The organism is Bradyrhizobium sp. T-1, from assembly GCF_053592855.1.
The window spans coordinates 326,527-352,067 of sequence record NZ_CM132115.1; the positions used below are offsets into that span (position 1 = coordinate 326,527).

A 25,541-nucleotide genomic window follows, 5' to 3' on the forward strand; every position below is an offset into this window, starting at 1 on the left:
CGGTGCGACCGCGTCAGGCGAATTTCGGGTCGAGCGTGGTCGACCACAGCGCGACGTCGGCGCGGTCGCGCAGCGTCACCGTCAACTGGCCCGACGCACCGTCGATCTTGACGTGACCGAAGAACTGCATGCCGGCGGACGGCGGCAGATTCTGCTTGTCGGGGCCGGGCGCCTTGATGAAGCGCACGTCGGGGCCGAACGTGTTGTCGAGTTCGTTCGGCCCGAACGTGCCGGCGTGCAGCGGACCCGAGACGAATTCCCAGAACGGCTCGAAATCCTGGAATTGCGCCTTGTTCGGGTCGTAGTAATGCGCGGCGGCGTAGTGCACGTCCGCCGTCAGCCATACCGTGTTCCTGATCGGTGCCATCTTGATGAAGCGCAGGATATCGGCGATCTCGAGCTCGCGGCCGCGCGCCGGGCCGTCGCCCTGCGCGAAGGCTTCCGAGCCCTTCTTGTTGGTGGCGTCATCATAGACGATCAGGCTGAGCGGCATGTCGGAGGCGATCACCTTCCACGTCGCGCGCGAGTTGAGCAGGCCGCGCTTGAGCCAAGCCATCTGCTCCGGCCCGAGGAAGTAGCTGGCCGGGCCGTATTCCGTTTCGAGGTTGGCGCCGTTCGGGCCGCGATAGCTGCGCTCGTCGAGCACGAACACGTCGAGATGCGGGCCGTAGGCGATCTTGCGATAGACCCGGCCCGGCTCAACGATGCTCTCGCGCATCGGATACATCTCGTGGAAGGCGCGGCCGGCGCGAGCCGCGAGCAACGAAATATCGCGCACCTTGTAGATTGACGGCAGATCCTTCGACAGCGACCAATTGTTGGTCACCTCGTGATCGTCCCACTGCACGAAGATCGGCACTTCGGCATTGAAGGCACGGATATTGTCGTCGGTGAAATTGTATTTGTGCGCCGCGCGGTACTCGTCCAGCGTCTCCGCGACCTTGGCCTTCTCGGGGATCGTGACGTTCTTCCAGATCTTGCCGTCGGCCAACTTGACCTCGGAGGGGATCACGCCGTCGGCATAGATGGTGTCGCCGGAATGCAGCAGGAAATCCGGCCGGTGTTTTCGCATGGCCGAGAATGTGAGCATGCCGCCGTCATCGGGATTGATGCCCCAGCCCTGTCCGGCGACGTCGCCGCCCCAGACGAAGCTGACGTCGCGGCGGTCAGCCGGCGCGGTGCGGAAGCGGCCGACCACCGGCTCGCCTTCGATCGCGGTATGTGAGAGATCGCGGAAACGGACGCGGTAGAAGATGTCCTGTCCGCCTGGAAGATTGTCCACCAGCATCTTCGCGGTGAAGTCGCTCTCGGGCTGCGCCGCGATCGGCGGCAGCGCCCGGGCGTCCTTGAAGGATTCCGTCGTCGCCACCTCCACCAGCATCTGTGCCGGCCGGTCGGTCCGCGCCCACACCACGCCGCCGTCGACGGTGACGTCGCCGGACTGCACGCCATGGGTGACCGCAGGCCGGTCGGCCGCGCGCGACATATGCGGCATCGCGATCGCACCGAGTGCGCCAGCGCCGGTGGTGAGCAATTTGCGGCGGGAGAATTTGATCTTCATGGGCTGGCTCACTGGCTAGCAGGCTCACTGGCGAGCTGTCTTGCGCGCATCTTGCGCCGTCATTCCGGGATGGCGCGTGAGCGCCAGACCCGGATCTCGAGATTCCGGATGCACGCTTCGCGCGCTCCGGAATGACAGCGGGAGCTATATTGAGACAATGTGACGCGGCAATTACGCGCGCAGGCGATTATGCATTGCCGGCGGCCCGGAATTGCGCGCCGGCGCGCTGCAGGTTCTGAGGCAGGCTGGTCAGCACGGCCTTGCGGTCGGCGACCGCGGCGTGGAATTGGTCGAGTGCGATGTTGAAGGCGGTCAGCGCGCCCTCCTCGATGGCGCCGTGATCATAGCAGCGCAAGGTGTCGCGCAAGATCTCGTCGGCCTCGGCCTGCATCTGGTCCAGCTCGTCGGCCGTCTCGCTCTTGCGGGCCGCCGCGAGCATGTCGAGCAGGCGTTCGCGCAGATGGCTGTTGTTGTCGCGCTCGTCCTTTTTCAGATAGCCTGCGAACCACGCGCCGATCGAGCCCATGGCCGAGAGTGCCATCAGGCTCCACCAGATGTAATCGCTGTACTTGTCGAGGAAGGTCTTCTCCTCGCCGTCGACGAAGGCGGCGGCGCCTGGATGCACGGGGATCACCGCGTCCTTGTCGGTGTCGGGCGTCTCGATCTTGGCGGCTTGCGGGAATTCGGTCAGCAATTGCTGGCGCACGGCGAAAAGCTGCCGGGTGAAGACTGCGACCGTGGTCTCGGACAGGCCTTTGCGCGCCACGATGTGATGCGAGAAGCTGATGGTCTTGACCTCGTCCTCGGGACGATCGGGCGAGCCGCCGTAAGTGCCGGCAGGAATCTCGGAGGATTCATAGACCGGATGGTTCTGCGCGATCGCGTCGGCCGAATCGATCGCCAGGAAGGTCGGCGTACCGCCATCCTTGGCGGAAGCCGCGATCGCGTCCGCGGTGATCTTGCTATTGACGGGACCGGCCGCGAGATAGACGTCGGCCTTCTGTGACTTGATTGCTTCGGCGACTTCGCTCGCCGGGAATTGCACGATCTCGACCTTGGCGGGATCGACGCCGTATTGCTGCAGGATCACCTTGAGCAGATTGACGTTGGCCTGGGTGCGGCCGACTACGCCGACACGATGGCCGGCGAGCTGCGCGATCTTGGTGATCTTCGCGCCCTTCTTCTTGCCCTTGCCGGGCACGGACCACAGCACCACGACGTTCTTGCGCAGCGTCGCGACGGCCTGCGCGTTCTTGGGGACGTCGAGATCGCCGCGCACGATGGCGAGATCGGCCTTGCCCTCGGCGAGCAGATTGGCACTGGCGGTGGCGCCGTCGGTCTGGATCGGGCGCAGCCGCACGAAGCCTTTGCTCTGCACGAAGGCCTGCGTCAGTGTCTGCACCACTTTGAGGTCGTCGCTGTTGGCGGGGCCAACCGCGATCTTCAGCGTCACCGGCCGCATCGCGAAATAATAGCCGCCGGCGAGCGCGCCGATGACGGCGAGCACCAGCGCCAGAGACACGAGTGCCGTCTTCCGCGCCGCGGATCGCGGCGAAGGCGGAGAGGGCGTTTCGGCCAGGTCCAATCCCCCGGTCATCGATCTCCCAAACAGGCGCTTCAGGCTCAGTTTCATCTTGGCCGGCGATTTACGCCCGCAATTGTAGCAAATTTCTTGTCCCGCGGGGTTACATCTCCGTCATGGTTAGCGGATCGGCGAGATCCCGCTTTGGACCCGGATCGTAAGCTCGGTGTTAGGGTAAAGTTCCCCTGAAAACGGAGGGCCATCATGGCAGAGCGGCTATCGGCGGACGCACGCAAGCAGGCACTGGGCGGTATTCCGGGCTGGACCGAGGTCCAGGGCCGCGATGCCATCGGGAAAACCTTTGTCTTCAGGGATTTCAACGAGGCATTCGGTTTCATGACCCGGGCGGCGCTGGTCGCCGAGAAGATGGATCACCACCCCGAATGGCGCAATGTCTACAAGACGGTCGAGGTGGTGCTGTCAACCCATGACGCCGGTGGCGTCACCAAGCTCGACATCGAGCTTGCCACCGCGATGAACGCTATCGCAAAGCTGACGCCCGGCTGACATCTTGCAGGCAGGGTGCGCATCCCCATGTTGTGATCAGCAGGGTGATGTGGCCATCCGCCGCGTTGGGCTGAACGGGGAGTTCTCGAACATGGCTGCCGAACACAGTGTCGGCTTCGAGCCGGCCGATCGGCTCGCGGAGGATCGTGAAAGCGTGCGCCGCCGCTTCTGGCGCAAGCTGAAGCGCGTCGCCGCGCATCTGCCGTTCACCGAGGATCTGCTTGCCGCCTATTACTGCGCTTTCGACCGGCAGACCCCGCGCCATGTCCAGGCGTCGCTGTTGGGTGCGATCGCCTATTTCATCCTGCCGTTCGACTTCATCCCCGATGTGATGCCGGTGCTCGGTTTCACCGACGATGCTGCCATTCTCGCCACCGCCATTCGCATGGTCGCCAGCCATATTACATCGGAGCATCGCGAAGCCGCCCGCGCCGCGTTGAAGCGCGGGGTGGATGAGGGTGAGGCGGCGTAGCGTGCCGCTCTCACTCCGACGTCGTTCCGGCCTTCGCCGGGACGACATCTGGAGATAGTTTGGCACATCCTCACGGATGCAGGATCACCTTGCCCATGGCCTGGCGTCCCGCGAGCACCTTGAGCGCGTCGGCGGTCTGCGCCAGCGGGAAGGTGCGATCGACATGCGAGGAGATTTTTCCTTCCGCGGTCCACTTCACGAGCTTCTCGAGATTGGCGCGATTCTTGGCGGGGTTGAGCCGGGTCCAGGCGCCCCAGAACACGCCACGGATGTCGCAGCCCTTCAACAGCGCGAGGTTCAACGGCATCTTCGGAATGTCGCCGGCGGCGAAGCCGATCACGAGGAAGCGGCCCTCCCACGCAATCGAGCGCAGCGCCTGCTCGGCATACGCACCACCCACCGGATCGAAGATGATGTCGACGCCCTTGCCGTCGGTGAGCTTGCGCAGGCCTTCCTTCAGATCTTCCTTGCCGTAATTCAGCGTCAGCTCGGCGCCATGCGCCTTCGCGAAGGCAAGCTTCTCGTCCGACGAGGCGCAGGCGATGACCTTCAGGCCCATCAGCTTGCCGAGTTCGCAAGCCGCAAGGCCCGTGCCGCCGGCCGCACCTAACACCGCGAGCGTCTCGCCCGGCTTCGGGCTTGCGCGATCCTCCAGCGCATGCAGCGCGGTGCCGTAGATGATGATGATGCCGGCCGCGCGATCGTAATCGAGATTGTCGGGAATCTTCACGATTCCTGCCGCGGGCAGTGCGATCTTTTCGCGCGCACCGTTGTGGCCGCAGGAGGCAACCACGCGATCGCCGACCTTGAGATCAGTGACGCCGGGTCCGATGCTCTCGATCACGCCGGCGACTTCCGCGGCCGGCGAGAACGGGAACGGCGGCTTGATCTGGTACTTGCCCTGAATCATCAGGATGTCGAAGAAGTTCAGCGCCGCTGCCTTGATCGCGATCACGGCTTCGCCGGGGCCCGCCACCGGATCCGGCACATCGGCGAGCACGAGATCGTCGGGCTGGCAATATTGCGAGCAGAGGATGGCTTTCATGGCGGCACCTTGGGGCGTTTCGAGTGGAGTTATGGTTGGGCCGTTTCTGCCGGATTTAAGCACGGGCGACAATCCGGATTCTTTGTCGGCTGTGCTCCGATGTTTCCACGATGTCGTCCTGGCGAAAGCCAGGACCCATTACCCCGTCTTGAAATTGGGTCCGCGCAAATTTCCCGTGCATTTGCCGCGCAGCGGATAATCTTCGCCAAACCGCCCGTTGTGGTAATGGGTCCTGGCTTTCGCCAGAACGACGAGAGGTGAGAGTGGTGGCTTCGTTGTCATTGCGGGTTGAGGAGAAAGGGATTCAAACGATGTTTGAAACAGGTCTGCTCAGGGGCAAGCGCATCCTCGTCACCGGCGGCGGCTCGGGCCTCGGCGCTGCGATGGGGCGGCGTTTTCTCACACTCGGCGCCGAGCTCGTGATCTGCGGCCGCAAGCTCGACCGTCTCGAGACCACAGCAGCTGAGATGCGCGCGCAGACCGGCGGCAAGGTCACGACGATCGCATGTGATGTTCGCGACGGCGCCGCCGTCGATGTGATGATGGATGCGATCTGGCGCGAGGCGCCACTCGACATTCTCGTCAACAACGCTGCCGCGACCTTCATCGCGCAGAGCGAACACCTCTCCTTCCACGCCGCCGATGCGATCCTGGCGCCGACGCTGCATGGCGCGATGTATTGCACGCTTGCCGCCGGCAAGCGCTGGATCGACGGCAAGCACGATGGCGTCGTGCTGTCGATCCTCTCAACCTCGACCATCACCGGCCGCGCCTTCACGGTTCCCTCGGCGATGGCGAAATCGGCGGTGTTGGCGATGACCAAGAGCCTCGCGGTGGAGTGGGGCCCGAAGGGCATCCGCACCGTCGCGATCGCGCCGGGGCCGTTCCCGACGCCGGGCGCGTCCGGACAGTTGCGGCTCCAGGGCCGTGACGACAGCCTGATCCGCAATCCGCTAGGACGCGTCGGCGAGCACGGCGAACTGGCCGACCTCGCCAGCTTCCTGGTCTCGGACCGCGCTGCTTACATCAACGGCGAGATGGTGGTGATCGACGGCGGCGCGCATTTGCGCAGTTCCGGCGCCGAGGACCTGCTGCGATGGAGCGAGACGCAATGGGCCGAACAGCGCGCTGCGCGGTCCAAAAGCTAACCATGTCGTCCCGCTAACTGCCTTCCCAAATTGGACTTTCCCGGTTATCCCTGACTCGGGGACAACGCGCGGCCGGGCCATCTTCCAGTCACAATATTGAGGGAACCACTCCAGCATGTGGCGGGTGCTTTTAGCTTTGATGACTGGCGTAATGGCCTGTGGAATCTCCGATTCCGCGCGGGCGCAGACGGCGCAACCGGCGCCGAAGGCTGCCGCAAAGCCGGCGGCCGCCGCCAAGACGGCAGCCAAGCCCGAGAGCAAGCCGGTTGGCCCTGCCGCGGCGGTTGCCGGTGGCGCTGAGCCGACGCTGATCGGCCAGTTCGGCACCTGGGGTGCCTATTCGGCGACGCCCAACGGCAAGAAGGTCTGCTTTGCGCTGGCTAAGCCTGCGTCGTCCAAGACCAACCCGCCGAACCGGCCGCGCGATCCCGCCTATGCCTTTGTCTCGACCCGCCCGGCCGAGAAGGTGAGCAACGAAGTCTCGGTGATGATCGGCTACGCGCTGAAGCCCGGTTCGGAATCGACCGTCGAGGTCGGCGGCGCGGCGTTTGCGATGTACACGCAGGGCGACGGGCTCTGGATCAAGAACGCCGCCGAGGAAGAGCGGATGGTGGAAGCCATGCGCAAATCCGCGGATCTCGTGGTCAAGGGCGTCTCGGCCAAGGGCACGGAGACGACCGACACGTTTTCGCTGAAGGGCCTTGCCCAGGCGCTCGACAAGATCGCGCAGGACTGCAGGCGGTAAGGCTAAGTCATCGCCGCGGTCGCAATCGGCGGTTCCGGTTGCTATATAGGTGCGGTTCCAAGTTTTTCCGTCATTCCGGGATGGTCCGAAGGACCAGGCCCGGAATCTCGAGGTTCCGGGTCCGACGCTTCGCGCCGCCCCGGAACGACCACGTAATCAGGTCCATTCAATGCAACCGACGACCGAGCCGCGCGACGCAATCCTGGTGGAGAAGACTCCACTCGAAACCTATGTGCCGCCGGCGAAGCCCTCGCTGATCGGCCTGTCGCGCACCGAGCTTGCCGATCGCCTCGGCGACATCGGCGTTCAGCCCTCGCAGCGCAAGATGCGCGTGCAGCAGCTGTGGCACTGGATGTATTTCCGCGGCGCCCAAAGCTTCGACGATATGACCTCGGTCTCGAAGGGCATTCGCGCCGAGCTCGCGCAGCATTTCACCGTCGACCGGCCCGAGGTCGTGGCCGAGCAGATCTCCAACGACGGCACCCGCAAATGGCTGCTGCGTCTGCCGAGCGGCGACAACGTCGAGAAGGCGCATGAAGTCGAGTGCGTCTACATCCCCGAAACCGATCGCGGCACGCTCTGCGTCTCCTCGCAGGTCGGCTGCACGCTGAACTGCTCGTTCTGTCACACCGGCACGCAGCGCCTGGTGCGCAATCTCACCGCCGGCGAGATCGTCGGCCAGATCATGGTCGCGCGCGATCGCCTCAATGATTGGGCCGATCGCGAGGACGGCACGCGCCGCGTCACCAACATCGTGATGATGGGCATGGGCGAGCCGCTCTACAATTTCGACGCGGTGCGCGATGCGCTTTTGATCGTCGGCGACAATGAAGGCATCGGCATCTCCCGCCGCCGCATCACGCTCTCGACCTCGGGCGTGGTGCCGAACATCGTGCGCGCCGGCGAGGAGATCGGCGTCATGCTCGCGATCTCGCTGCATGCGGTGCGCGACGAGCTGCGCAACGAGCTCGTGCCGCTCAACCGCAAATATCCGATCAAGGAGCTGCTGCAGGCCTGCCGCGACTATCCCGGCGCCTCGAATGCACGCCGCATCACCTTCGAATATGTGATGCTCAAGGGCGTCAACGATTCGCTCGACGATGCAAAACTGCTGGTGAAGCTGCTCAAGGGCATTCACGCCAAGATCAACCTCATTCCGTTCAATCCCTGGCCCGGCACGGCCTATGAATGCTCGGACTGGGACCAGATCGAGAAATTCTCCGAGTACATTTTCAACGCTGGCTATTCCTCGCCGGTGCGTACCCCGCGTGGCCGCGACATTCTCGCCGCCTGCGGCCAGCTCAAGTCGGAGACGGAGAAGCTCAGCGCGCGCGAGCGCCAGGCGCTGCGCGCAATGGCGATGACGGATTGAGGATGCGCGCCGCGCGCTCGCAATGACGGCAACGGTGGCTTTCCCGTGATGTCCCTGATCGGCCGCCTCATTGTCATCTTCTTCGGCTTTCTCGCCGCCTGTTTCGTCGGCGGCATGATCGTTGTCGGCGCGCTGCTGTTTCCGGAATTTTCCGATCTCGGCGCCGGCCCCGTTGATCAGGGCACGATCGACATCCTGCTCGGATTCGGCTTCATCTTCGTCTCAGGTTTCGCGCTGGTGCCAGCGGCGGTGATCGTCGCGATCACCGAGGCGCTCTATATCCGCAGCGCGCTGGCCTATGCCGTCGGCGGCGGCCTCGTCGGGCTCGCCTGCTATCTCGGCCTCGTCCCGTTCCATCCTGATACGTTTCAATTCGAAGGCATCGTGCGGCGTCATCTCGAGATCATGACTGGTGCAGGCATTGTCGCCGGTGTCGTCTACTGGCTGATCGCCGGCCGCAATGCCGGCGCCTGGCGCATCCCACCGCCTCCACACAGGCCGCCTCCGCCGCTGCCCTCGAATTCAAGGCCGGATGCGCGGTGATTTCCGCTGTCATTCCGGGGCGGCTCGAAGAGCCGAACCCGGAATCTCGAGATTCCGGGTCTGGTCCTTCGGACCATCCCGGAATGACGGTTGCGAGGGTTTTCATCCCCGTCCCACTCCGCTAAACCGCGCGCCATGAACCGTACCGGACTCTTCATCGCCCTGGCGCTGTGGCTCGTGATCGGCGTCGTTTTCGGCCTCTATCCCGAGCTCGATCTCAAGCTCGCCGCGCTGTTCTTCGATCCCGAGACCAAGTCCTTTCCGCTCAAGCTGAACGGCTGGGCCGGGATTGGGCGTGACGCTGCGATGTGGGTCTCCTGGGCCTTCATGCTGCCTTCGCTGGTCGCGCTCGTGGTCAAGATGATCCGTCCCGACCGTCCCCTGATGGTGTCGGGCCGCGCGATCGTATTCCTGCTGGTCACCATCATCCTGTCGGCCGGCGTTCTCACCAATCTCACCTTCAAGACCTATTGGGGCCGGCCGCGGCCGGTGGTGGTGACCGAGTTCGCCGGCGACCAGCAGTTCGTGGCATGGTGGGATCCGCGCGGCGATTGCGCGCGCAACTGCTCGTTCTTTTCGGGCGAAGGTGCGACCGCGTTCTGGACGCTGGCCCCGGCTGCGCTCGCGCCACCGGCATGGCGGCCGCTCGCCTATGCCGGCGCGGTGGTGTTCGGTGCCGCCACCAGCGGGCTCCGCATGGCCTTTGGCGGGCATTTCTTCACTGATGTCGCCACAGCGGGCCTCGTCACCTTCGTCGTGATCTGGTTCGGCTACGCGCTGATCTACCGCTGGCCGCGGACCCGGTTTTCGGACGAGGCGGTCGATGCCGCCCTGACCCGGCTGAACATGCCCGCCTACCGGCTCCGCAAGCGCTTGTTCGGCCGCAAGACCGGTCCTGAGCCGTCGGTTTAAGCCATTAAATGCGTGCCGAGCGCTGCGAAATTTGATATTCGCGCGGTCAAACCACGCCGCTCGCATCAGCCCCTTAAGCCTCGATTGGAAGCCCCATGACCACGATCCTGAAAAGCCTGCCCAAGGGTGAGAAAGTCGGCATCGCGTTTTCGGGCGGCCTCGACACGTCAGCGGCGCTGCTCTGGATGAAGCAGAAGGGCGCGCGTTGCTACGCCTATACCGCCAATCTCGGCCAGCCCGATGAGGCCGATTACAACGAGATCCCGCGCAAGGCCGAAGCGTTCGGTGCCGAGAAGGCCGTGCTGGTCGATTGCCGCACGCAACTCGTCCACGAAGGCATCGCCGCGATCCAGTCCGGCGCCTTCCACATCTCGACCGGCGGCATCACCTATTTCAACACCACGCCGCTCGGACGCGCGGTCACCGGCACGATGCTGGTCGCGGCGATGAAGGAAGATGGTGTCAACATCTGGGGCGACGGTTCGACCTTCAAGGGCAACGACATCGAGCGCTTCTATCGTTACGGCCTGCTGACCAATCCGAGCTTGCGCATCTACAAGCCCTGGCTCGACCAGCAGTTCATCGACGAGCTCGGCGGCCGGGCCGAAATGTCGGCGTTCATGACCGCGCAGGGCTTTGCCTACAAGATGAGCGCCGAGAAGGCGTATTCGACCGACAGCAATCTGCTCGGCGCCACGCATGAAGCGAAGGATCTCGAAAGCCTCGACAGCGGCATCAAGATCGTCAACCCGATCATGGGCGTGCCGTTCTGGCGCGACGATTGCGTTGTGAAGGCCGAGAAGGTCGTCGTGCGTTTCGAGGAAGGCCAGCCCACCGCGCTGAACGGCAAGACTTTCTCTGATCCCGTTGCGCTGTTCCTTGAAGCCAACGCCATCGGCGGCCGCCACGGCCTCGGCATGAGCGACCAGATCGAGAACCGCATCATCGAGGCCAAGAGCCGCGGCATCTATGAAGCGCCGGGCATGGCGTTGCTGCACATCGCCTATGAGCGTCTCGTCACCGGCATCCACAACGAGGACACCATCGAGCAGTACCGCATCAGCGGCATGCGTCTCGGACGTCTGCTCTATCAGGGCCGCTGGTTCGACTCGCAGGCCCTGATGCTGCGCGATACCGCGCAGCGCTTTGTCGCAAGCGCCGTCACCGGCGAGGTCACGCTGGAACTGCGTCGCGGCAACGACTATTCGATTCTCAACACCGAGAGCCCCAACCTCACCTATGCGCCGGAGCGGCTGAGCATGGAGAAGGTTGAGGACGCTCCGTTCACGCCGGCCGACCGCATCGGCCAGCTCACCATGCGCAATCTCGACATCGCCGACACCCGCACCAAGCTCGGTCTTTATTCGAAGACCGGCCTGCTGTCCGGCAGCGAAGGCTCGCAGATCTTCAAGCTCGAGAGCGACAAGGGCTGAGGTCACAGGTCTCGCGCGTAACAACCAAAACAAAAAATGGCCGGGATCGCTCCCGGCCATTTTCTCTTTGCAATACGCTTACTGCCGCGGCGGCGGAGGCGGTGCCGCGTTGGCCTGGCCGCCGTTGAGCAGCGGCGTGATGCGGCGAACGGTGACGCGCCGGTTGATCCGGCTCGGGCCGTCCGTCTGCTCCTTCAGATACTGCTTGCCGTAGCCTTGCGACGTCAGGTTCTCCGCGGGCACGCCAAACTGCTGGGTCAGCAATTCGGCCGCGGCCTGCGCCCGGCGATCCGACAGTGACAGATTGTCGACGTCGTTACCAACAGCATCGGTGTGGCCCTCGATCAGGAACACCTCCTGCGGGTTGGCCTGGATCGCCTGGTTGATGCCGTCGGCGATCACCTGCAGCCGCGCCGCCTGGTCCGGCGGAATGGTCCAAGATCCCGTCTCGAAGTTGATCGTGTTGACGTCGATGCTCGGCATCGCCATGCGGACGTTCGGCGAGTAGCGGATCTCGTCGAGCGAGTAGCGTCGTTCGATCCGTTGCACCGGCGGCGCCCGCATCGTGTCGTAGATCACCTGCGGCGACGCTTCCTCGGCGTCGACGATGTAGCGATCGTAGGGGATGTTGACCACCGGCGGCGGCACGTCGACATAGAAGCCGCCGACCGCCCGCGGATCGCGATAGGTGTTGTCGATGATCACGATCTCCCGTCCGCGCTGATCTCTGCGGATACGGCGCATCAAGCTTCCGTCCGGACCGACCACCGTGATGATCTCGGTGCCGTCAGGGCGGATCACGACCGTTCGGGTTTCGCCGCCGACCGTCTCGGTGCGGATATCCCGCGCGCCATAACGGAAGCGGTAGAGATCGTTGCCGCGGACATATTCCTGACCGCTGGGGTCGCGAATGATGATGCGGTCCGGCTCGGTGTAGATGGTGCGGCCGCCTTCCACGACCTCCTGCCGTTGATTGCGGTAGTCGGCGATGGTGGCGCCGATCACGGCACCAGCCACCACGCCCGCGCCGATCGCAAGCGGCGTCAAGTCACGCTGCGGCGGACGCGGCGGCGGCGGCAGCGGTGCTGCGACTGTCGGGGCGGCGCGGAAGGCCGGCGCAACTGTCGGCGGCGCATATTGCGCCTTGTTAGGCGGCGGTGCTGCGGCCGGCGTGGCAGGAACGACCGTTGGTGCCGCGGCACCGGGCGGCGGAGCCGGGGGACGCGGCAGGGCACCGGCCTGCGGCGGCGCTGCAGGCGGTGTTCCGGCAGCGGGTGCGCCCGCGGGCGGCGTTCCACCCTGACGTCCTGGCGGCGGCGTCACTGCGCCGCCGGGCGCCGGCGTTGCCGTCGGAGCCGGAGCGGCACCTGGGGTTCCGGCAGCCGGTGGCGCGCCCGGACGCACGGGCGGCGTCGTCGGGGTGCCACCTGGCGCCGGCGTGGCACCTGGAGCTGGAGCCGGTGTTCCCGCAGCCGGGGGAGCGCCGGGGCGTCCGGGCGGCGTGGTGCCAGGCGCTGGCGTTGCGGACGGCGTGGGTGTCGTTGTCGCGGCAGGTGGTGTTGCCGGACGAGCTGCCGGGCCTGCGGGCGATGGCGTTGCGGTCGGAGCTGGCGTTGCCGCGGGCGCAGGCCGTGCTGCAGGAGCCGCTGCGGGCGGCGTGGCTGCAGCAGGTGGAGGCGGCGGAGGCGGAGTAGCCGGTCGCGCCGGTGCTGCCGCGGGCGGCGGCGGAGTCGGTGCAGGGGCGTGCTGCTGCGGCGCTGCTGCCGGAGGAGGCGGCGTGGGCGCATGCTGCTGCGGGGCTGCAGCCGGAGGCGGCGTCGGCGCCTTGGGTGCAGCGGGCGGCGGCGGGGGCGGAGGAGGTGCCTGATGGGTCGCGGGCGGCGGGGCCGGCGGAGGCGGTGGCGTCGGGCGTGACGGCGCAGCAGCCGGCGGAGGTGCGGCGGGCGGATGCGGCGGTGCAGCCGCGGGCGGCGGCGCGACCGGACGTGCGGGGGCGGCGGGCGGAGGTGCGGCTGGCGGCGGTGGAGCCGCCGGACGTGCTGCGGGCGGCGGTCCCTTTGGCGCTTCCTTCGGAGCCTGCTTCGGTTTTCCGTCAGGGCCCAATTCTGGCTGGGCCTGCGCGACCACGAGCGGCGGCGCGCTTTGCGCATGCGATGCGGAGCTTGCGAATTGCATCGCGGTTAGAGCCGTCGTGGCGAGCAGCACGAAACGAAGGTTGGTCATGTGGTTCAACTTCCCCGGAAGGTTCTTTGACGAAGTCTTGGTTTGACGGAGCGTCGTTTGACGAAGTGTTGGAATGAACGGCTACGCGTTAGGCCGCATTGTGGCGGGCGGAGCGGTCGCGGCCCGATTTATTTCTGCACGCAAATCACGTCACTATGGCGACGTTCATTGCGCATTCAGACGCAGGTTGCAATCGCCTCACATGTGTTCGCTCTCGTCTCACATGTGATCCTGCGACGAATTGGCATCCGTCGCGGGATTCGGCGCGAGCGGACCGCTTGGTCCGCGCGAAGGAATCTCTTCCGGCATGCGGCCCGGCAATTCGTCGGGCCGCGGTGATTCGCCGGGTTCGTGCACCGGCGGCGTGATCTCAGGCTGCGGATTGCCCGGCGGAATTCCCGGCGGCGGCTCGGTCGGCGTGCCGGGTGTCGATGGCGGTATCTCGGGCGGTTCGATCGGCATCGGCATCATGGAGATCAGTTGTCAGGAGAACGACAACGAGGATGCCGCGCCGATGTTCCCGCAGCGCGCCGTCCTATTCCGGCGCGTGACAGACGGCCTCGATGTTGTGGCCGTCGGGATCGAGCACGAAGGCGCCGTAATAGTCCGCGTGATAATGCGGGCGAAGGCCGGGCGGTCCGTTGTCGCGACCGCCGGCTGCCATTGCTGCCTTGTAGAATGCATCGACCGTCGCGCGGTCCTTCGCGCGAATCGCGACATGCACCGGCTTGTTCATCGCGCCTTCGCCGCCGATCCAGAAATCCGGCTTGCCGTCGGCGCCGAAGCCTGCTGCTGCGGCGTGGCCGGTCTGCTCCGCCGTCACCTCCATGATCAGGCTGTAATCGAGCGGCGCCAATGCCTTGGCGTAGAACGCCTTCGCGGCCTCATAGTCAGAGACGGACAAGCCCAAATGATCGATCATGGCAACCTCCGTGGTTCGTCGTCAGCGTGACAGGAACGTATTGCTCCGCGTCTTGCGCGCGATCGCAAAGCCGCGTGCAACCATGTCAGCGATACAATCTTCTCGCCATTCGTTTTGTGACAGATGCTCGATCACGACCGCACGCGGCCACAGCGATGGCGGCGCGTCGCGGAAGAAGCCGATCAGCACGCGGTCCTCGAAGCCTTCGACGTCGATCTTGAGCGAGTCGACCTGCGTGACGCCGGCCTCTTCGAGGATGCGCGTCAGCCGCAACGACGGCACCTTGATCGCATCCGTGCTCGCCGTGCCGGTCACGACATGCGTGGCGCCGAGATTGCCGCCGCCGCTCTCGATCATCAGCTCGCCGTCGCTGTCACCCGCGGCGGCCTGCACCAGACGCACCTGCATCGCCTTCGAGGCGGCATGGTTGAACGAGAGCCGGCCGAACGTCAGCGGATGCGGCTCGATCGCGACCACCTTGCCCGATGTGCCGACCTGCCGCGCCATCACCAGGGCGAAGGTGCCGACATTGGCGCCGACATCGACGAACGTGCCGCCGGCCGGTGTGTGCTGGCGCAGGAAGTCGAGCTCGTCGAGATTGTAATCGGGATTGAACAGCGCGCCGCGCTCGGTCGCGCTGCCCTGGTGGTAAAACCGGAACGAGGCGCCTTGATATTGCACGTCGACCGGGCCGCCGCGCAGCAGATTGACCAGCCGCGACATCCACGGCCGGAATGCGCCGCGCTTCAGCCCTGATCCTTGCGCGAGGCTGATAATCGCGGCCTGCGCCGCGTTTGGCGCAAATGCGCCGAACGGCGCGGACGAAAGGGAATTGTCAGGCGTCAAGCAGGCGGTCCTCGTTGCGGGCGGCGCATGCATAGCCGGTTTTGCCGGGGACTCCAACGTGCGATGCGAGCCATAACCTCGGTGTCGTCCCGGCGAAGGCCGGGATCCATAACCCCAGGGAGGAGTGTGACGCGAGACGCCGACTTCGAGTCTTCGTCCAACCTCTCCTTGTGGGTATGGGTCCCGTATCTGTGCTTCGCTTGTCCGGGATGACGGAGAGGATGCGTTACGCCGCTTTTCTACGCCGCCTTTTTTGCCGCCGGCTTACGCTGGCGCAGGAATCGCCCGAGCAGCTTTCGCTTGCCCTTGCGCGGGATCAGGTCGATGTCGCTGACGAGCTTGGCGCCGCCCTTGCGGCGCTCCAGCACGATCTTGCGACTGTGGAATGCCTCCAGCTCGACGCGATGCGCGACGCTGACGATGGTTGCCTTCGGCAGCTCGTCGGTGACCATCTGCATCATCTTGTCCTGGCTCTTCTCGTCGAGCGCGGAGGTCGCCTCGTCGAGCACGACGATATCAGGGCTGTGCAGCAACAGCCGCGCAAAGGCGAGGCGTTGCTTCTCGCCGCCTGACAGTGTTTGATCCCATGGGCCTTCTTCTTCGATCTTCTCCTTGAGATGATCAAGGCCGACCTTGTGTAGGGCCTCGCCGATCTCCGCGACGGTCCAGTCGTCCTCGGCGCCGGGATAGGCGACCGCGCGGCGCAAAGATCCTGAGGGCACGTAGGGCCGCTGCGGCAGCATGAACAGCCGCCGGTCGGGATGGAAATTGACGCTGCCCCCACCCCAGGGCCAGAGTCCTGCGATGGCCCGCACCAGCGTGCTCTTGCCGGTCCCGGATTCGCCGGCGACCAGCAGCCGCTCGCCGGGCTCGATCACCACTTCGGTCTCGCCGACCACGGCGGTGCCGTCATCGAGCGTGACGGAGAGGTCGTTCAGCTCCAGCATGGCGTCATTGCCGGTCTCGCCGCGCTTGATGCGGCCGAGGCCGTCGCCCTGCTCGGCGCGCTCGAGCCCGTCGAGCGACATCATCAGCGAGGCGATCCGGCGGGCGCAGGCGTTCCAGTCGGCCAGCCGCGGGTAATTGTCGACCAGCCAGCCGAACGCACTCTGCACGATGGTGAAGGCGGAAGCCGCCTGCATCACCTGTCCGAGCGTCATGCTGCCGTCGAGGAATTTTGGCGCGCACAGCAACAGCGGCACGACGGGCGCAACAAGGCTCGAGCCCTGCGACACCAGCGTCGTGCGCATGTGTTGTCCTGCGAGCCGCGCCCATTGCCTGAGCACGCTGGTAAAGTTGCGGTCGATGCCGCCGCGTTCCTCTTCCTCGCCGCCGAGCAGCGCGATGCTCTCACCATTCTCGCGTACCCGCGTCAGCGTGTAGCGGAAATCGGCTTCGGCCTGGTTCTTGTCCTCGGAGACCTGCACGAATTGTCGACCGATCATCAGGATCGAGCCGGAAGCGATGGCGGCATAGAGCACCGCGGCAATCACGAGGAAGCCGGGAATGGTGATGGACGAGCCGCCCAACGTGACGGTGAGCGCGCCGCCGATGGTCCACAGCACGACGATAAAGGTCGCGGCCGACAGCAGCGCCGAGGTTACGCCGGCGAGGAAGTCGACCGGCGAGTCCGTCGCGACGCGTAAGTCCTCGGCGATGCGATACTCCGGATTCTCGTGGTCGCCGCCGACGAGGTTGAGCTGGTAATAGCGCCCGTTCGTGAGCCAGCGCGTCAGCACGCTGCTCGTGAGCCAGGCGCGCCAGCGCCGCTGGATGCCCATGCGCACGAACACCTGCGCGACGCCAAGCACGATGCTGCCGATCGCGAGCGGGAAGAACATCGCGGTGAGGTGGAACACCGTGGTCGCATCGCGCTTCTCGATCGCGTCGAAGATCGCGCGGTTCCAGACGTTGATGCCGTATTGAAAGCCGACGGTCAGGACGATCAGCACGACGAGGCCGATCGAGAACGGCCAGGCGAGCCGATCGCCGTTGCGGCCCCAGAAGCCGCGCGCGCTGATCCAGAACCGCGTCAGCAGATAATCCTTGCGCGCCTGCTCGATCTCTTCGGGCGAGAGCTCTGAATCGGGTTCGAGCACTTCCGGCGGCGGCGGCGCGACTTCATCGCCGTTCTCACCGGTGATCTTCACGATGGGCGGCGTCTGGCCCTGCTCATTGTTCCGGACCGGCTTCTGCATGAGAGAGCAACGCGAACCGGTTCCCTCCGGTTCCCGGCGTCACTCCGCCGCGCCGCCGCGCACGCGTTTCAGCCGCGCGGCCTGGTGCAGCACCCGCGACAGCTGCTCGATCGAATAGGGCTTCTGCACGAGCTCGAAGCCGCCGACGCCGTCCTGGGACAATGCGTGGCTGTAGCCCGTGGTCAGCACGATCGGGACGCCGATGCAGCGATCTCGGATCGCCTGTGCCAGATCGAGCCCGGTCATCCCGGGCATGACGACGTCGGAGAACACGACGTCGAAACGATCGGGATCGCCGCTCAGTTCGGCGAGCGCATCGGTTGCGTTGTCGACCAGCGTGATGCTGTAGCCAAGCTCGGTCAGCCCGTCGGCAGCGAAATTGCCGAGCTCGATATTGTCCTCGACGACCAGCACCGACATGCCGCTCCCGGCAACGGCAGGCGCCGTGGTCGGCGCCTGGCTTCGTGGCAACAGATCCGCCGGCACGCGCGGCAGATAGAGCGAGAAAGTGCTGCCCTGGCCGACCTCGCTCATCACGGTCACCTCGCCGCCGGATTGCCGGGCGAAGCCGAACACCTGCGACAGGCCGAGGCCCGTGCCCTGGCCGACCTGCTTGGTGGTGAAGAACGGCTCGAAGATGCGGCCCAATTGCGCCGCGGGAATGCCGATGCCGCTGTCGCTGACCGCGATACAGATGAAGCCATGACTTCTTGAGGCCTGGCTGCCCGCGAGATGCGCCAGTGTATCGGGAGCGGTTGTCGCCGCGTGCACCGTGAAGACGATCCGGCCCTTGCCCTGCATGGCGTCACGCGCGTTGGTCGCCATGTTGATCAGGGCGGTCTCGAACTGGCCGGCATCGGCATTGACGAGGCAGGGCTCGACCGGCAACTGCATGACGATCTCGATCGCGGGTCCAAGCAGCGTCGCGAGCATGTCGCGCAGCGACTGCACGCGTTCGCCGACGTCGAACACTTCCGGCTTCAAGGTCTGGCGCCGCGCAAAGGCGAGCAGCTGCGAGGTCAGCTTGGCCGCGCGCGCGACGGCTTCGGCGATCGCCGTGATGTAGCGCTGCCGCCGCTCCTCGCTCAGTTGCGGCCGGTTCAAGAGGTCGACGGAGGCGCGAATCACGGTCAGGAGGTTGTTGAAATCATGCGCGACGCCGCCGGTGAGCTGGCCCAGCGCCTCCAGCCGCTGGCTGTGCTTGAGTGCCTCCTCGGCCTCACGCCGCTTGGCAGCCTCGAGCTGGAGATGCTGGGTGCGCCGGAAGGCGAAGGCGAGCAGCACAAACAACAGCGCGGTGGCGGGTGCGCCGAACACCAGATGCTGGCTGATGGTGGCAAGCCAGCGCGCGCGGATCGCGGAGGTCTCGAGGCCGGCACTGACATAGATCGGATATTCGGCGACCCGCCGGTAACCGATGCGCCGCTCGATTCCATCCGATGGCCAGGCGATGGTCATCAGTCCATGATCGGGATGGGCTGCGATGGTCCGGCCAACCGGCCCGTTCGGATCGAGCCGGAAGTCGTGATCAAGCCGCGGAAAATGCGCCAGCAGCACACCGTCGGCGCGTCCCATCGCAAAGAAGCTGCCGGGCTCGGCGCCGATCCTGGCGTAAAAGCTCTCGAAATATTCCGGCAGGACCGATGCCTGGATCACGCCGGTGAAGCTGCCGTCGTCGGTCGATCGGCGGCGGCTGACGCCGAAGAAGTGCGCACCCTGATAGGGCTGGCGGGGCGTCAGCGATGCGCCGATGAAGGTGCCGATGCTCTGGTCGACATGGGCATAGAAATAATCACGGTCGGCAAAGCTCAGCTCCGGCGGCGGCGAGGCGAGGCTGTTGACCAGCGATTTCCCGTTCGCATCGAAGATCCAGGCTGATTTGAGCTGCGGCAGCGCGTCGGTGAGCTGCTTCAGGCGCTTGTGCAGCGCGCCTTCTCGTGACCGGATCACATCGTCGGGAAGGTCGCGGACGACCTCGTTGAGCTCGGCGAGGCTGCAGTCGATGGTCTCGAACACCTTGAGCGCATGCTCATGCGCGACGTCGAGCGTGCGCTCGATCTCCCGGTCGGCGATATCCAGCGTCGAATTGTAGGAAATGGTGGAGGCGATCGCGAACAGCGCAATCGGCAGCGCCAGGGATGCAGCCATCATCCACTGCAGCAGTCTCAGCGAATTGCGTTGCGCGCCCTGCACGGTCGCTCCGGTCCCCCGACCGCGGAGCTTACTTGAATCTTACGCCGGGAAGGAAGCGGCTTGTGGCGGAACTGGAGGTTGCAATTCACTGATTCGCCCGCGCCGCGGGACGGACAGGCGCTGTCCGGAAACACCCCGGCGGCAGGACGACCCGGGCCGTTCGGCCCGGGATCGCAGCAGCAATGCAGCTAGATCTGGCGCTCGACCATCTTGAGCTTGAGCTCGGCGATGGCCTCGGCCGGGTTCAGGCCCTTCGGGCAGGCCTTGGCGCAATTCATGATGGTGTGGCAGCGGTAGAGCCGGAACGGGTCCTCGAGATTGTCGAGCCGCTCGCCGGTCGCCTCGTCGCGCGAATCAGACACCCAGCGGTTGGCCTGGAGCAGGGCGGCGGGGCCGAGATAGCGGTCGCTGTTCCACCAATAGCTCGGGCAGGAGGTCGAGCAGCAGGCGCACAGGATGCACTCGTAGAGGCCGTCGAGCTTCTCGCGGTCCTCGTGGCTCTGGCGCCATTCCTTCTGCGGGGTCGGCGACGTCGTCTTCAGCCACGGCTCGACGGAGGCGTATTGCGCGTAAAAATTGGTCAGGTCGGGAACCAGATCCTTCACCACCGGCTGGTGCGGCAGCGGATTGATCTTCACCGCGCCGTCCTTCACGTCGTGCATCGAGCGGGTGCAGGCCAGCGTGTTCTGGCCGTCGATGTTCATGGCGCAGGAGCCGCAGACGCCTTCGCGGCAGGAGCGGCGGAAGGTCAGCGACGGGTCGATGTGGTTCTTGATCCAGATCAGGCCGTCCAGCACCATCGGACCGCAATCATTGGTGTCGACGTAATAGGTGTCGACGCTCGGATTCTTGCCGTCGTCGGGGTTCCAGCGATAGACGCGAAACTCGCGCGTCTCGGTCGCACCCGCGGGCTTCGGCCAGGTCTTGCCGCCGGTGATCTTGGAGTTCTTCGGAAGTGCGAATTCAACCATTGCTCTAACCTTTCGTCATTCCGGGATGGTCCGAAGGACCAGACCCGGAACCTCGAGATTCCGGGTTCGATGCTTCGCATCGCCCCGGAATGACGAGCACTTGTTGCTCTTCAATACACGCGCGCTTTCGGCGGGATGTACTGCACGTCATTGGTCATGGTGTAGTCGTGAACCGGGCGGTATTCGATCTTGACCTTGCCGGACGAGTCCAGCCAGGCGAGCGTGTGCTTCATCCAGTTCTTGTCGTCGCGCTCGGAGAAGTCCTCGCGGGCATGCGCGCCGCGGCTCTCGGTGCGGTTGGCGGCCGAATTCATCGTCACCACCGCCTGCGAGATCAGATTGTCGAACTCGAGCGTCTCGACCAGATCCGAATTCCACACCAGCGAGCGGTCGGACACGGCGATGTCGGTGATGCCGCTGTGGACCTTCTCGATCAGGTTCTGGCCTTCGCTCAGCACTTCGCCGGTGCGGAACACGGCGCAGTTGTTCTGCATCACGTGCTGCATGCCTTCGCGGAGCTTTGCGGTGGGCGTGCCGCCGGAGGCGTAGCGGTAATGGTCGAGGCGGCCGAGCGCGAGATCTGCCGAGTTTGCCGGCAACTCGGGCTGCTTGGCGTTCGGCGTCAGCTTCTCGGCGAGGCGGAGCGCAGCGGCGCGGCCGAACACGACGAGGTCGATCAGCGAGTTGGAGCCGAGGCGGTTGGCGCCGTGCACCGAGACGCAGGCGGCTTCGCCGATCGCCATCAGGCCGGGAATGACGGCGTTGTCGTCGCCGTCCTTCTTGGTCAGCACTTCGCCGTGGTAGTTCGTGGGGATGCCGCCCATGTTGTAGTGCACGGTCGGCACGATCGGGATCGGCTCGCGCGTCACGTCGACATTGGCGAAGATCTTGGCGGATTCGGAGATGCCCGGCAGGCGCTCGGCGAGCACCGCGGGATCGAGATGGTCGAGATGCAGGAAGATGTGGTCCTTCTTCTTGCCGACGCCGCGGCCTTCGCGGATCTCGATGGTCATCGCGCGCGAGACGACGTCGCGCGAGGCGAGGTCCTTCGCCGACGGCGCGTAGCGCTCCATGAATCGCTCGCCCTCGGAGTTGACGAGATAGCCGCCTTCGCCGCGCGCACCCTCGGTGACGAGGCAGCCCGAGCCGTAGATGCCGGTCGGGTGGAACTGCACGAACTCCATGTCCTGCATTGGCAGGCCGGCGCGCAGCACCATGCCGCCGCCGTCGCCGGTGCAGGTGTGCGCCGACGTGCAGGAAGCGTAGGCGCGGCCGTAGCCGCCGGTCGCGAGGATCACGGTCTGGGCGCGGAAGCGGTGCAGCGTACCGTCGTCGAGCTTGAGCGCGATGACGCCGCGGCAGGTGCCCTGGTCGTCCATGATCAGGTCGATGGCGAAGAACTCGATGAAGAACTCGGCCGCATGGCGCAGCGACTGGCCATACATCGTGTGCAGCATGGCGTGACCGGTGCGGTCGGCGGCGGCGCAGGTGCGCTGCGCCTGGCCCTTGCCGTAGTCCATGGTCATGCCGCCGAACGGACGCTGGTAGATCTTGCCGTCCTCGGTGCGCGAGAACGGCACGCCCCAATGCTCGAGCTCGTAGACCGCGTCGGGCGCGTTGCGCACCATGTATTCGATCGCGTCCTGGTCGCCGAGCCAGTCCGACCCCTTCACGGTGTCGTACATGTGCCAGCGCCAGTCGTCCTTGTGCATGTTGCCGAGCGAAGCCGAGATGCCGCCTTGCGCCGCAACCGTGTGCGAGCGGGTCGGAAACACTTTGGTGATGCAGGCGGTGCGCAGGCCCGCCTCGCTGCAGCCGACCACGGCGCGCAGACCCGCGCCGCCGGCGCCGACCACGACGACGTCATAGGTGTGGTCTTCGATCGGGTAGGCTTTGCCGTTGGTGGCGGGAGCGCCGTTGCCCTTGCCATTCGTCTCGTTGGCCATGGGTTACACTCCAGATGAGATCTTGAGGATCGCGTAGATCGAGGCGAGCGCGACGGCGATCGAGAAGAAGTTGTTGAGCATGATCGAGACGAGCTTCAGCTTCTCGTTGTGGACGTAATCCTCGATCACGACCTGCATGCCGATCTTCATGTGCCAGGTGCTGGCGACGATGAAGAGCAGCATGATCACAGCGATCGGCAGCGAGCCGAGGATGACCTTGGCGCCGGCCTGGTTGCTGCCGAGCAGCATCATGACGACGACGATCACCGGCAGCATCAGCAGGGTCATGGCGACGCCGGTGATGCGCTGGCGCCAGAAATCAGAGGTGCCGGAATGCGCGGCGCCGAGATTGCGGACGCGGCCGAGCGGGGTGCGCATGCTGCGCTTGGGCGTATCGGGTGCGCTCACCGGACACCTCCGATCGCGTAGGCGATGATCCAGATCAGGATCGTCAGCACGACGCCGCCGATCAGGGCGGCCCAGGTCAGCGCTTCGCGCTCATTGGCCTTGAAGCCGAAGCCGAGGTCCCACACGAAATGCCGGATGCCGCTCAGCATATGGTGCATCAGCGCCCAGGTGTAGCCGAACACGATGAGCCGGCCGATGATGCTTCCGGTGAAGGCCTGCACATTGGAATAGGCCGCGGCCGAACCTGACGCGGCCGCGATCAGCCACCAGGCCAGCAGCAGGGTCCCGACGTAAAGGGCGATGCCGGTGGCGCGATGGACGATGGACAGCGCCATCGTCAACGTCCAGCGGTAGACTTGCATGTGTGGTGATAGCGGTCGTTCGATCCGTGCGGTCATGGGCTTTGATGTTTTGTGGCGGCCCGGCAGGGCGCGCGCGGGGATCGCGAAAGGTCGGCTCTATTTACGGAGTCGATTTGGCCTGCGCAATCACCAAATCGCCATAAATCGAATCTGTGTTCAGCTCTAGAACGTTGATGAACCAAGGCCAATCAGGGGCTTGGTATACCAGAACAATGGCGCACCGGCAAAGAAACGAATATTAAATCACTTCTTGTAGGGGCGGCCGAGGCGCATTGAAATTACTATTGGAACGGCTCCAGGCCTCCGGCCGGTTGCCAGGGTTCGAACCAGTCAGTTCATGACGCCGACGCCAGCGCCGATGGTCGACGCACCATTTCCGATTTCCGTCCTGCGCATCGATTTTCCGCCTCGCGGAGGATATGCGCACTCTGCATCCCACCCAAGACGGCACGCGCAGCATGTCGACCGGATGAGTCGGATCGCCTAGAGCTTGGCCCGCAGCCGAATCCAAGCGGATGTTTCGAAGACGCTGCGACCAGTCGCGGGGGGCAGGTCAGGGGTGATTGCAGGTCTCGACATCAGGGAGATCATCGAGCTCGCGCTGTTGCTGATTGCAACCGGTGCGCTCTCCGGATTCCTGGCCGGCGTGTTCGGCATCGGCGGCGGCGCGATTCTCGTGCCGGTGTTCTACGAATGCTTCCGCATCGCCGGTGTGCCGCTCGAGGTACGCATGCCGCTCTGCATCGGCACCTCGCTCGCGGTGATGATCCCGACGTCGATCCGGTCGTTCCAGGCGCATTACAAGCGCGGCGCCGTGGATATGACCATCCTGCGCGTATGGTGGCTGCCGATCGTGATCGGCGTCGTCGCCGGCAGCGTGATCGCGCGCTATGCGCCGGAGAAGCTGTTCAAGATCGTGTTCGTCGCCGTCGCCTATTCCGCGGCCGCGCGTCTCATTTTTGCGCGCGAAGGCTGGAAGTTCGGCGACGACCTGCCGATGGGCCCGTTGATGCGCATCTACGGCTTCTGCGTCGGCATTTTGTCGACGCTGATGGGCATTGGCGGCGGTCTGTTCTCGAATTTGCTGATGACGTTCTACGGCCGCCCAATTCATCAGGCGGTTGCGACCTCATCGGCGCTGGCGGTGCTGATCTCGATTCCCGGCGCGCTCGGCTACATCTACGCCGGCTGGCCGGCCGCGGCGACCTATCCTGCCGTCGTAGCGCTGCAAATCCCGTTCGCGCTCGGCTACGTCTCGCTGATCGGCGCCGTGCTGGTGATGCCGATGAGCCTCGTGACCGCGCCGCTCGGTGTGAGAGCTGCGCATGCGATGTCGAAGCGGACTCTGGAGGTCGCGTTCGGCTGCTATCTGTTGATCGTGGGCAGTCGGTTCGTGATGAGCTTGGTGGGCGGGCAGTGATCGGCGTGAGCCAAAACGCCCGCCACACACTCCGCTGTCATCGCCCGACTTGCCGCCTTCGCTGAAGCTTCGGCGTGCCGAGTGCCCGTGTGAGCCCCGGCGTAGCCTTGGCGGAGCCGGGATCGGGCGATCCAGTATCCCAGAGACGGCGATAATAGAACCGAGATGCCGCGGCGTACTGGATTGCCCCGGTCAAGCCGGGCATGGCAGTGTGCCGTAAAGACTCCTCGCTTAATCCTTCAATCGCACTTCGCTGCGGAACCACGATTGGATATCGCCAATGCCTTCGATGCGATCTGAGTCGGAAAGCACTTTCAATCGCGCGGCAATCATCTTGTCGTCGATCGGCAATCCAAGCTCTTTGCAGCGATCCATCGCACGGGTGGCTATCGCCGAGGTCTTCCGCCAAGTCGGCTTCATGACCGAGAAAATGATCTTGTCGAGTCGTTGCTCGGTTACTCCCGGCGGGAGCTGCACCTCGTCCCACGTGAGCGCGCAGATATATTCATATGGTTCCCGGTCCGACTTTGGTGGCTCAAGGTCGGGGTGCTGATCGTAGACGGGCTGAAGTAACTCGTCCTCCAGCGCGCCAAGGATGCCGTAAAAGCTGTCTTCCAGCTTGATCCGCTCAGCCTTGCCTAGCCCAGCGATAGCCATTCGGGCTTGGTCCAATGCCGCGCAGGCATCAAGCAGATGATCGTTGATCCGGACCGCCTGCTCTCGGTTCATGTC

Annotated in this window: 23 protein-coding genes; 9 read left to right on the forward strand and 14 right to left on the reverse strand. The window is 65.0% G+C overall.

From position 1 onward, the window contains the following. Positions 1–13 precede the first annotated feature (13 nt). Together ACWAT4_RS01565 and ACWAT4_RS01570 are read right to left on the reverse strand one after the other, a co-directional pair. Positions 14–1,561, reverse strand: coding sequence for an alkaline phosphatase D family protein (locus ACWAT4_RS01565; protein ID WP_449729653.1), 1,548 nt, complete (start codon positions 1,559–1,561; stop codon positions 14–16). Positions 1,562–1,748: 187 nt separating this feature from the next. Then, the gene (locus ACWAT4_RS01570; RefSeq protein ID WP_212303233.1) at positions 1,749–3,194 is read right to left on the reverse strand and encodes a TAXI family TRAP transporter solute-binding subunit; all 1,446 of its coding nucleotides are present in this window, start codon (positions 3,192–3,194) and stop codon (positions 1,749–1,751) included. Positions 3,195–3,347: 153 nt separating this feature from the next. On the opposite strand from ACWAT4_RS01570, the gene ACWAT4_RS01575 reads away from it, so the two are divergent. Together ACWAT4_RS01575 and ACWAT4_RS01580 are read left to right on the forward strand one after the other, a co-directional pair. Further along, positions 3,348–3,650: a 4a-hydroxytetrahydrobiopterin dehydratase gene (locus ACWAT4_RS01575; RefSeq protein WP_212303232.1), complete on the forward strand. Its 303-nt coding sequence runs from the start codon at positions 3,348–3,350 to the stop codon at positions 3,648–3,650. A 91-nt stretch (positions 3,651–3,741) separates the two neighbouring features. Then, positions 3,742–4,122: a YkvA family protein gene (locus ACWAT4_RS01580; RefSeq protein ID WP_212303231.1), complete on the forward strand. Its 381-nt coding sequence runs from the start codon at positions 3,742–3,744 to the stop codon at positions 4,120–4,122. 70 nt (positions 4,123–4,192) lie between these two features. On the opposite strand, the gene ACWAT4_RS01585 is transcribed toward ACWAT4_RS01580, so the two are convergent. After that, on the reverse strand, positions 4,193–5,167 hold the full coding sequence (locus ACWAT4_RS01585; protein ID WP_212303230.1) for an NADPH:quinone oxidoreductase family protein: 975 nt from the start codon (positions 5,165–5,167) through the stop codon (positions 4,193–4,195). A gap of 311 nt (positions 5,168–5,478) precedes the next feature. On the opposite strand from ACWAT4_RS01585, the gene ACWAT4_RS01590 reads away from it, so the two are divergent. The 6 genes from ACWAT4_RS01590 to argG all read left to right on the forward strand — a co-directional run bounded on the left by ACWAT4_RS01590 (position 5,479) and on the right by argG (position 11,320). Further along, positions 5,479–6,315 (forward strand): SDR family oxidoreductase, encoded by an 837-nt coding sequence (locus ACWAT4_RS01590; protein WP_449729654.1) that lies wholly within the window; start codon positions 5,479–5,481, stop codon positions 6,313–6,315. 115 nt (positions 6,316–6,430) lie between these two features. Beyond that, positions 6,431–7,060, forward strand: a complete 630-nt coding sequence (locus ACWAT4_RS01595) for an invasion associated locus B family protein (protein ID WP_212303228.1) — start codon at positions 6,431–6,433, stop codon at positions 7,058–7,060. 169 nt (positions 7,061–7,229) lie between these two features. Further along, on the forward strand, positions 7,230–8,432 hold the full coding sequence (rlmN, locus tag ACWAT4_RS01600) for a dual-specificity RNA methyltransferase RlmN (protein WP_212303227.1): 1,203 nt from the start codon (positions 7,230–7,232) through the stop codon (positions 8,430–8,432). Positions 8,433–8,480: 48 nt separating this feature from the next. Next, on the forward strand, positions 8,481–8,975 hold the full coding sequence (locus tag ACWAT4_RS01605) for a hypothetical protein (protein WP_212303273.1): 495 nt from the start codon (positions 8,481–8,483) through the stop codon (positions 8,973–8,975). A 135-nt stretch (positions 8,976–9,110) separates the two neighbouring features. Further along, entirely contained in the window at positions 9,111–9,887 is a 777-nt protein-coding gene (locus ACWAT4_RS01610; protein ID WP_449729655.1) for a phosphatase PAP2 family protein, read from the forward strand. A gap of 95 nt (positions 9,888–9,982) precedes the next feature. Next, positions 9,983–11,320 (forward strand): argininosuccinate synthase, encoded by a 1,338-nt coding sequence (gene argG, locus ACWAT4_RS01615; RefSeq protein WP_449729656.1) that lies wholly within the window; start codon positions 9,983–9,985, stop codon positions 11,318–11,320. A 78-nt stretch (positions 11,321–11,398) separates the two neighbouring features. Here the strand turns inward: argG and ACWAT4_RS01620 are convergent, their stop codons facing one another. The 10 genes from ACWAT4_RS01620 to sdhC all read right to left on the reverse strand — a co-directional run bounded on the left by ACWAT4_RS01620 (position 11,399) and on the right by sdhC (position 23,425). Continuing rightward, positions 11,399–13,543 (reverse strand): OmpA family protein, encoded by a 2,145-nt coding sequence (locus ACWAT4_RS01620; RefSeq protein WP_449729657.1) that lies wholly within the window; start codon positions 13,541–13,543, stop codon positions 11,399–11,401. Between the two features lie 219 nt (positions 13,544–13,762). Beyond that, positions 13,763–14,005 (reverse strand): hypothetical protein, encoded by a 243-nt coding sequence (locus tag ACWAT4_RS01625; RefSeq protein ID WP_212303223.1) that lies wholly within the window; start codon positions 14,003–14,005, stop codon positions 13,763–13,765. Positions 14,006–14,078: 73 nt separating this feature from the next. Further along, complete coding sequence (locus ACWAT4_RS01630) at positions 14,079–14,465, reverse strand: VOC family protein (RefSeq protein ID WP_212303222.1); 387 nt, start codon at positions 14,463–14,465, stop codon at positions 14,079–14,081. A gap of 21 nt (positions 14,466–14,486) precedes the next feature. Continuing rightward, positions 14,487–15,344, reverse strand: a complete 858-nt coding sequence (locus ACWAT4_RS01635; RefSeq protein ID WP_433995287.1) for an FkbM family methyltransferase — start codon at positions 15,342–15,344, stop codon at positions 14,487–14,489. Between the two features lie 206 nt (positions 15,345–15,550). Continuing rightward, positions 15,551–17,509 carry an ABC transporter ATP-binding protein/permease gene (locus ACWAT4_RS01640; RefSeq protein ID WP_212424113.1) on the reverse strand — a complete coding sequence of 653 codons (1,959 nt, stop codon included), beginning with the start codon at positions 17,507–17,509 and terminating at the stop codon, positions 15,551–15,553. A gap of 39 nt (positions 17,510–17,548) precedes the next feature. Beyond that, on the reverse strand, positions 17,549–19,702 hold the full coding sequence (locus ACWAT4_RS01645; RefSeq protein WP_449729658.1) for a hybrid sensor histidine kinase/response regulator: 2,154 nt from the start codon (positions 19,700–19,702) through the stop codon (positions 17,549–17,551). A gap of 188 nt (positions 19,703–19,890) precedes the next feature. Continuing rightward, positions 19,891–20,673 (reverse strand): succinate dehydrogenase iron-sulfur subunit, encoded by a 783-nt coding sequence (locus ACWAT4_RS01650; RefSeq protein ID WP_212303218.1) that lies wholly within the window; start codon positions 20,671–20,673, stop codon positions 19,891–19,893. 110 nt (positions 20,674–20,783) lie between these two features. Then, positions 20,784–22,619 (reverse strand): succinate dehydrogenase flavoprotein subunit, encoded by a 1,836-nt coding sequence (gene sdhA, locus ACWAT4_RS01655; RefSeq protein ID WP_212303217.1) that lies wholly within the window; start codon positions 22,617–22,619, stop codon positions 20,784–20,786. 3 nt (positions 22,620–22,622) lie between these two features. Further along, positions 22,623–22,997 (reverse strand): succinate dehydrogenase, hydrophobic membrane anchor protein, encoded by a 375-nt coding sequence (gene sdhD, locus ACWAT4_RS01660; protein ID WP_212303272.1) that lies wholly within the window; start codon positions 22,995–22,997, stop codon positions 22,623–22,625. 26 nt (positions 22,998–23,023) lie between these two features. Further along, positions 23,024–23,425 carry a succinate dehydrogenase, cytochrome b556 subunit gene (gene sdhC, locus ACWAT4_RS01665; RefSeq protein WP_209968676.1) on the reverse strand — a complete coding sequence of 134 codons (402 nt, stop codon included), beginning with the start codon at positions 23,423–23,425 and terminating at the stop codon, positions 23,024–23,026. Between the two features lie 523 nt (positions 23,426–23,948). Between sdhC and ACWAT4_RS01670 the strand changes: the two genes are divergently transcribed. Further along, positions 23,949–24,809: a sulfite exporter TauE/SafE family protein gene (locus ACWAT4_RS01670; RefSeq protein ID WP_449729659.1), complete on the forward strand. Its 861-nt coding sequence runs from the start codon at positions 23,949–23,951 to the stop codon at positions 24,807–24,809. Between the two features lie 231 nt (positions 24,810–25,040). Here ACWAT4_RS01670 and ACWAT4_RS01675 read toward each other — a convergent pair whose 3' ends face one another. Then, positions 25,041–25,538, reverse strand: a complete 498-nt coding sequence (locus tag ACWAT4_RS01675; protein WP_212446870.1) for a DUF3658 domain-containing protein — start codon at positions 25,536–25,538, stop codon at positions 25,041–25,043. Positions 25,539–25,541: the final 3 nt, after the last annotated feature.

Excerpts from the sequence above, each read along its gene's own strand:
- ACWAT4_RS01570 (WP_212303233.1), bottom strand. The coding sequence starts at position 3,194 with ATGAAACTGAGCCTGAAGCGCCTGTTTGGGAGATCGATGACCGGGGGA.
- ACWAT4_RS01640 (WP_212424113.1), bottom strand. The coding sequence starts at position 17,509 with ATGCAGAAGCCGGTCCGGAACAATGAGCAGGGCCAGACGCCGCCCATC.
- sdhA (WP_212303217.1), bottom strand. The coding sequence starts at position 22,619 with ATGGCCAACGAGACGAATGGCAAGGGCAACGGCGCTCCCGCCACCAAC.
- ACWAT4_RS01565 (WP_449729653.1), bottom strand. The coding sequence starts at position 1,561 with ATGAAGATCAAATTCTCCCGCCGCAAATTGCTCACCACCGGCGCTGGC.
- ACWAT4_RS01620 (WP_449729657.1), bottom strand. The coding sequence starts at position 13,543 with ATGACCAACCTTCGTTTCGTGCTGCTCGCCACGACGGCTCTAACCGCG.
- ACWAT4_RS01650 (WP_212303218.1), bottom strand. The coding sequence starts at position 20,673 with ATGGTTGAATTCGCACTTCCGAAGAACTCCAAGATCACCGGCGGCAAG.
- ACWAT4_RS01635 (WP_433995287.1), bottom strand. The coding sequence starts at position 15,344 with ATGCATGCGCCGCCCGCAACGAGGACCGCCTGCTTGACGCCTGACAAT.
- argG (WP_449729656.1), top strand. The coding sequence starts at position 9,983 with ATGACCACGATCCTGAAAAGCCTGCCCAAGGGTGAGAAAGTCGGCATC.
- ACWAT4_RS01630 (WP_212303222.1), bottom strand. The coding sequence starts at position 14,465 with ATGATCGATCATTTGGGCTTGTCCGTCTCTGACTATGAGGCCGCGAAG.
- ACWAT4_RS01625 (WP_212303223.1), bottom strand. The coding sequence starts at position 14,005 with ATGCCGATCGAACCGCCCGAGATACCGCCATCGACACCCGGCACGCCG.
- ACWAT4_RS01610 (WP_449729655.1), top strand. The coding sequence starts at position 9,111 with ATGAACCGTACCGGACTCTTCATCGCCCTGGCGCTGTGGCTCGTGATC.
- ACWAT4_RS01580 (WP_212303231.1), top strand. The coding sequence starts at position 3,742 with ATGGCTGCCGAACACAGTGTCGGCTTCGAGCCGGCCGATCGGCTCGCG.
- sdhC (WP_209968676.1), bottom strand. The coding sequence starts at position 23,425 with ATGACCGCACGGATCGAACGACCGCTATCACCACACATGCAAGTCTAC.
- sdhD (WP_212303272.1), bottom strand. The coding sequence starts at position 22,997 with ATGCGCACCCCGCTCGGCCGCGTCCGCAATCTCGGCGCCGCGCATTCC.
- ACWAT4_RS01605 (WP_212303273.1), top strand. The coding sequence starts at position 8,481 with ATGTCCCTGATCGGCCGCCTCATTGTCATCTTCTTCGGCTTTCTCGCC.
- ACWAT4_RS01575 (WP_212303232.1), top strand. The coding sequence starts at position 3,348 with ATGGCAGAGCGGCTATCGGCGGACGCACGCAAGCAGGCACTGGGCGGT.
- rlmN (WP_212303227.1), top strand. The coding sequence starts at position 7,230 with ATGCAACCGACGACCGAGCCGCGCGACGCAATCCTGGTGGAGAAGACT.
- ACWAT4_RS01595 (WP_212303228.1), top strand. The coding sequence starts at position 6,431 with ATGTGGCGGGTGCTTTTAGCTTTGATGACTGGCGTAATGGCCTGTGGA.
- ACWAT4_RS01585 (WP_212303230.1), bottom strand. The coding sequence starts at position 5,167 with ATGAAAGCCATCCTCTGCTCGCAATATTGCCAGCCCGACGATCTCGTG.
- ACWAT4_RS01590 (WP_449729654.1), top strand. The coding sequence starts at position 5,479 with ATGTTTGAAACAGGTCTGCTCAGGGGCAAGCGCATCCTCGTCACCGGC.
- ACWAT4_RS01675 (WP_212446870.1), bottom strand. The coding sequence starts at position 25,538 with ATGAACCGAGAGCAGGCGGTCCGGATCAACGATCATCTGCTTGATGCC.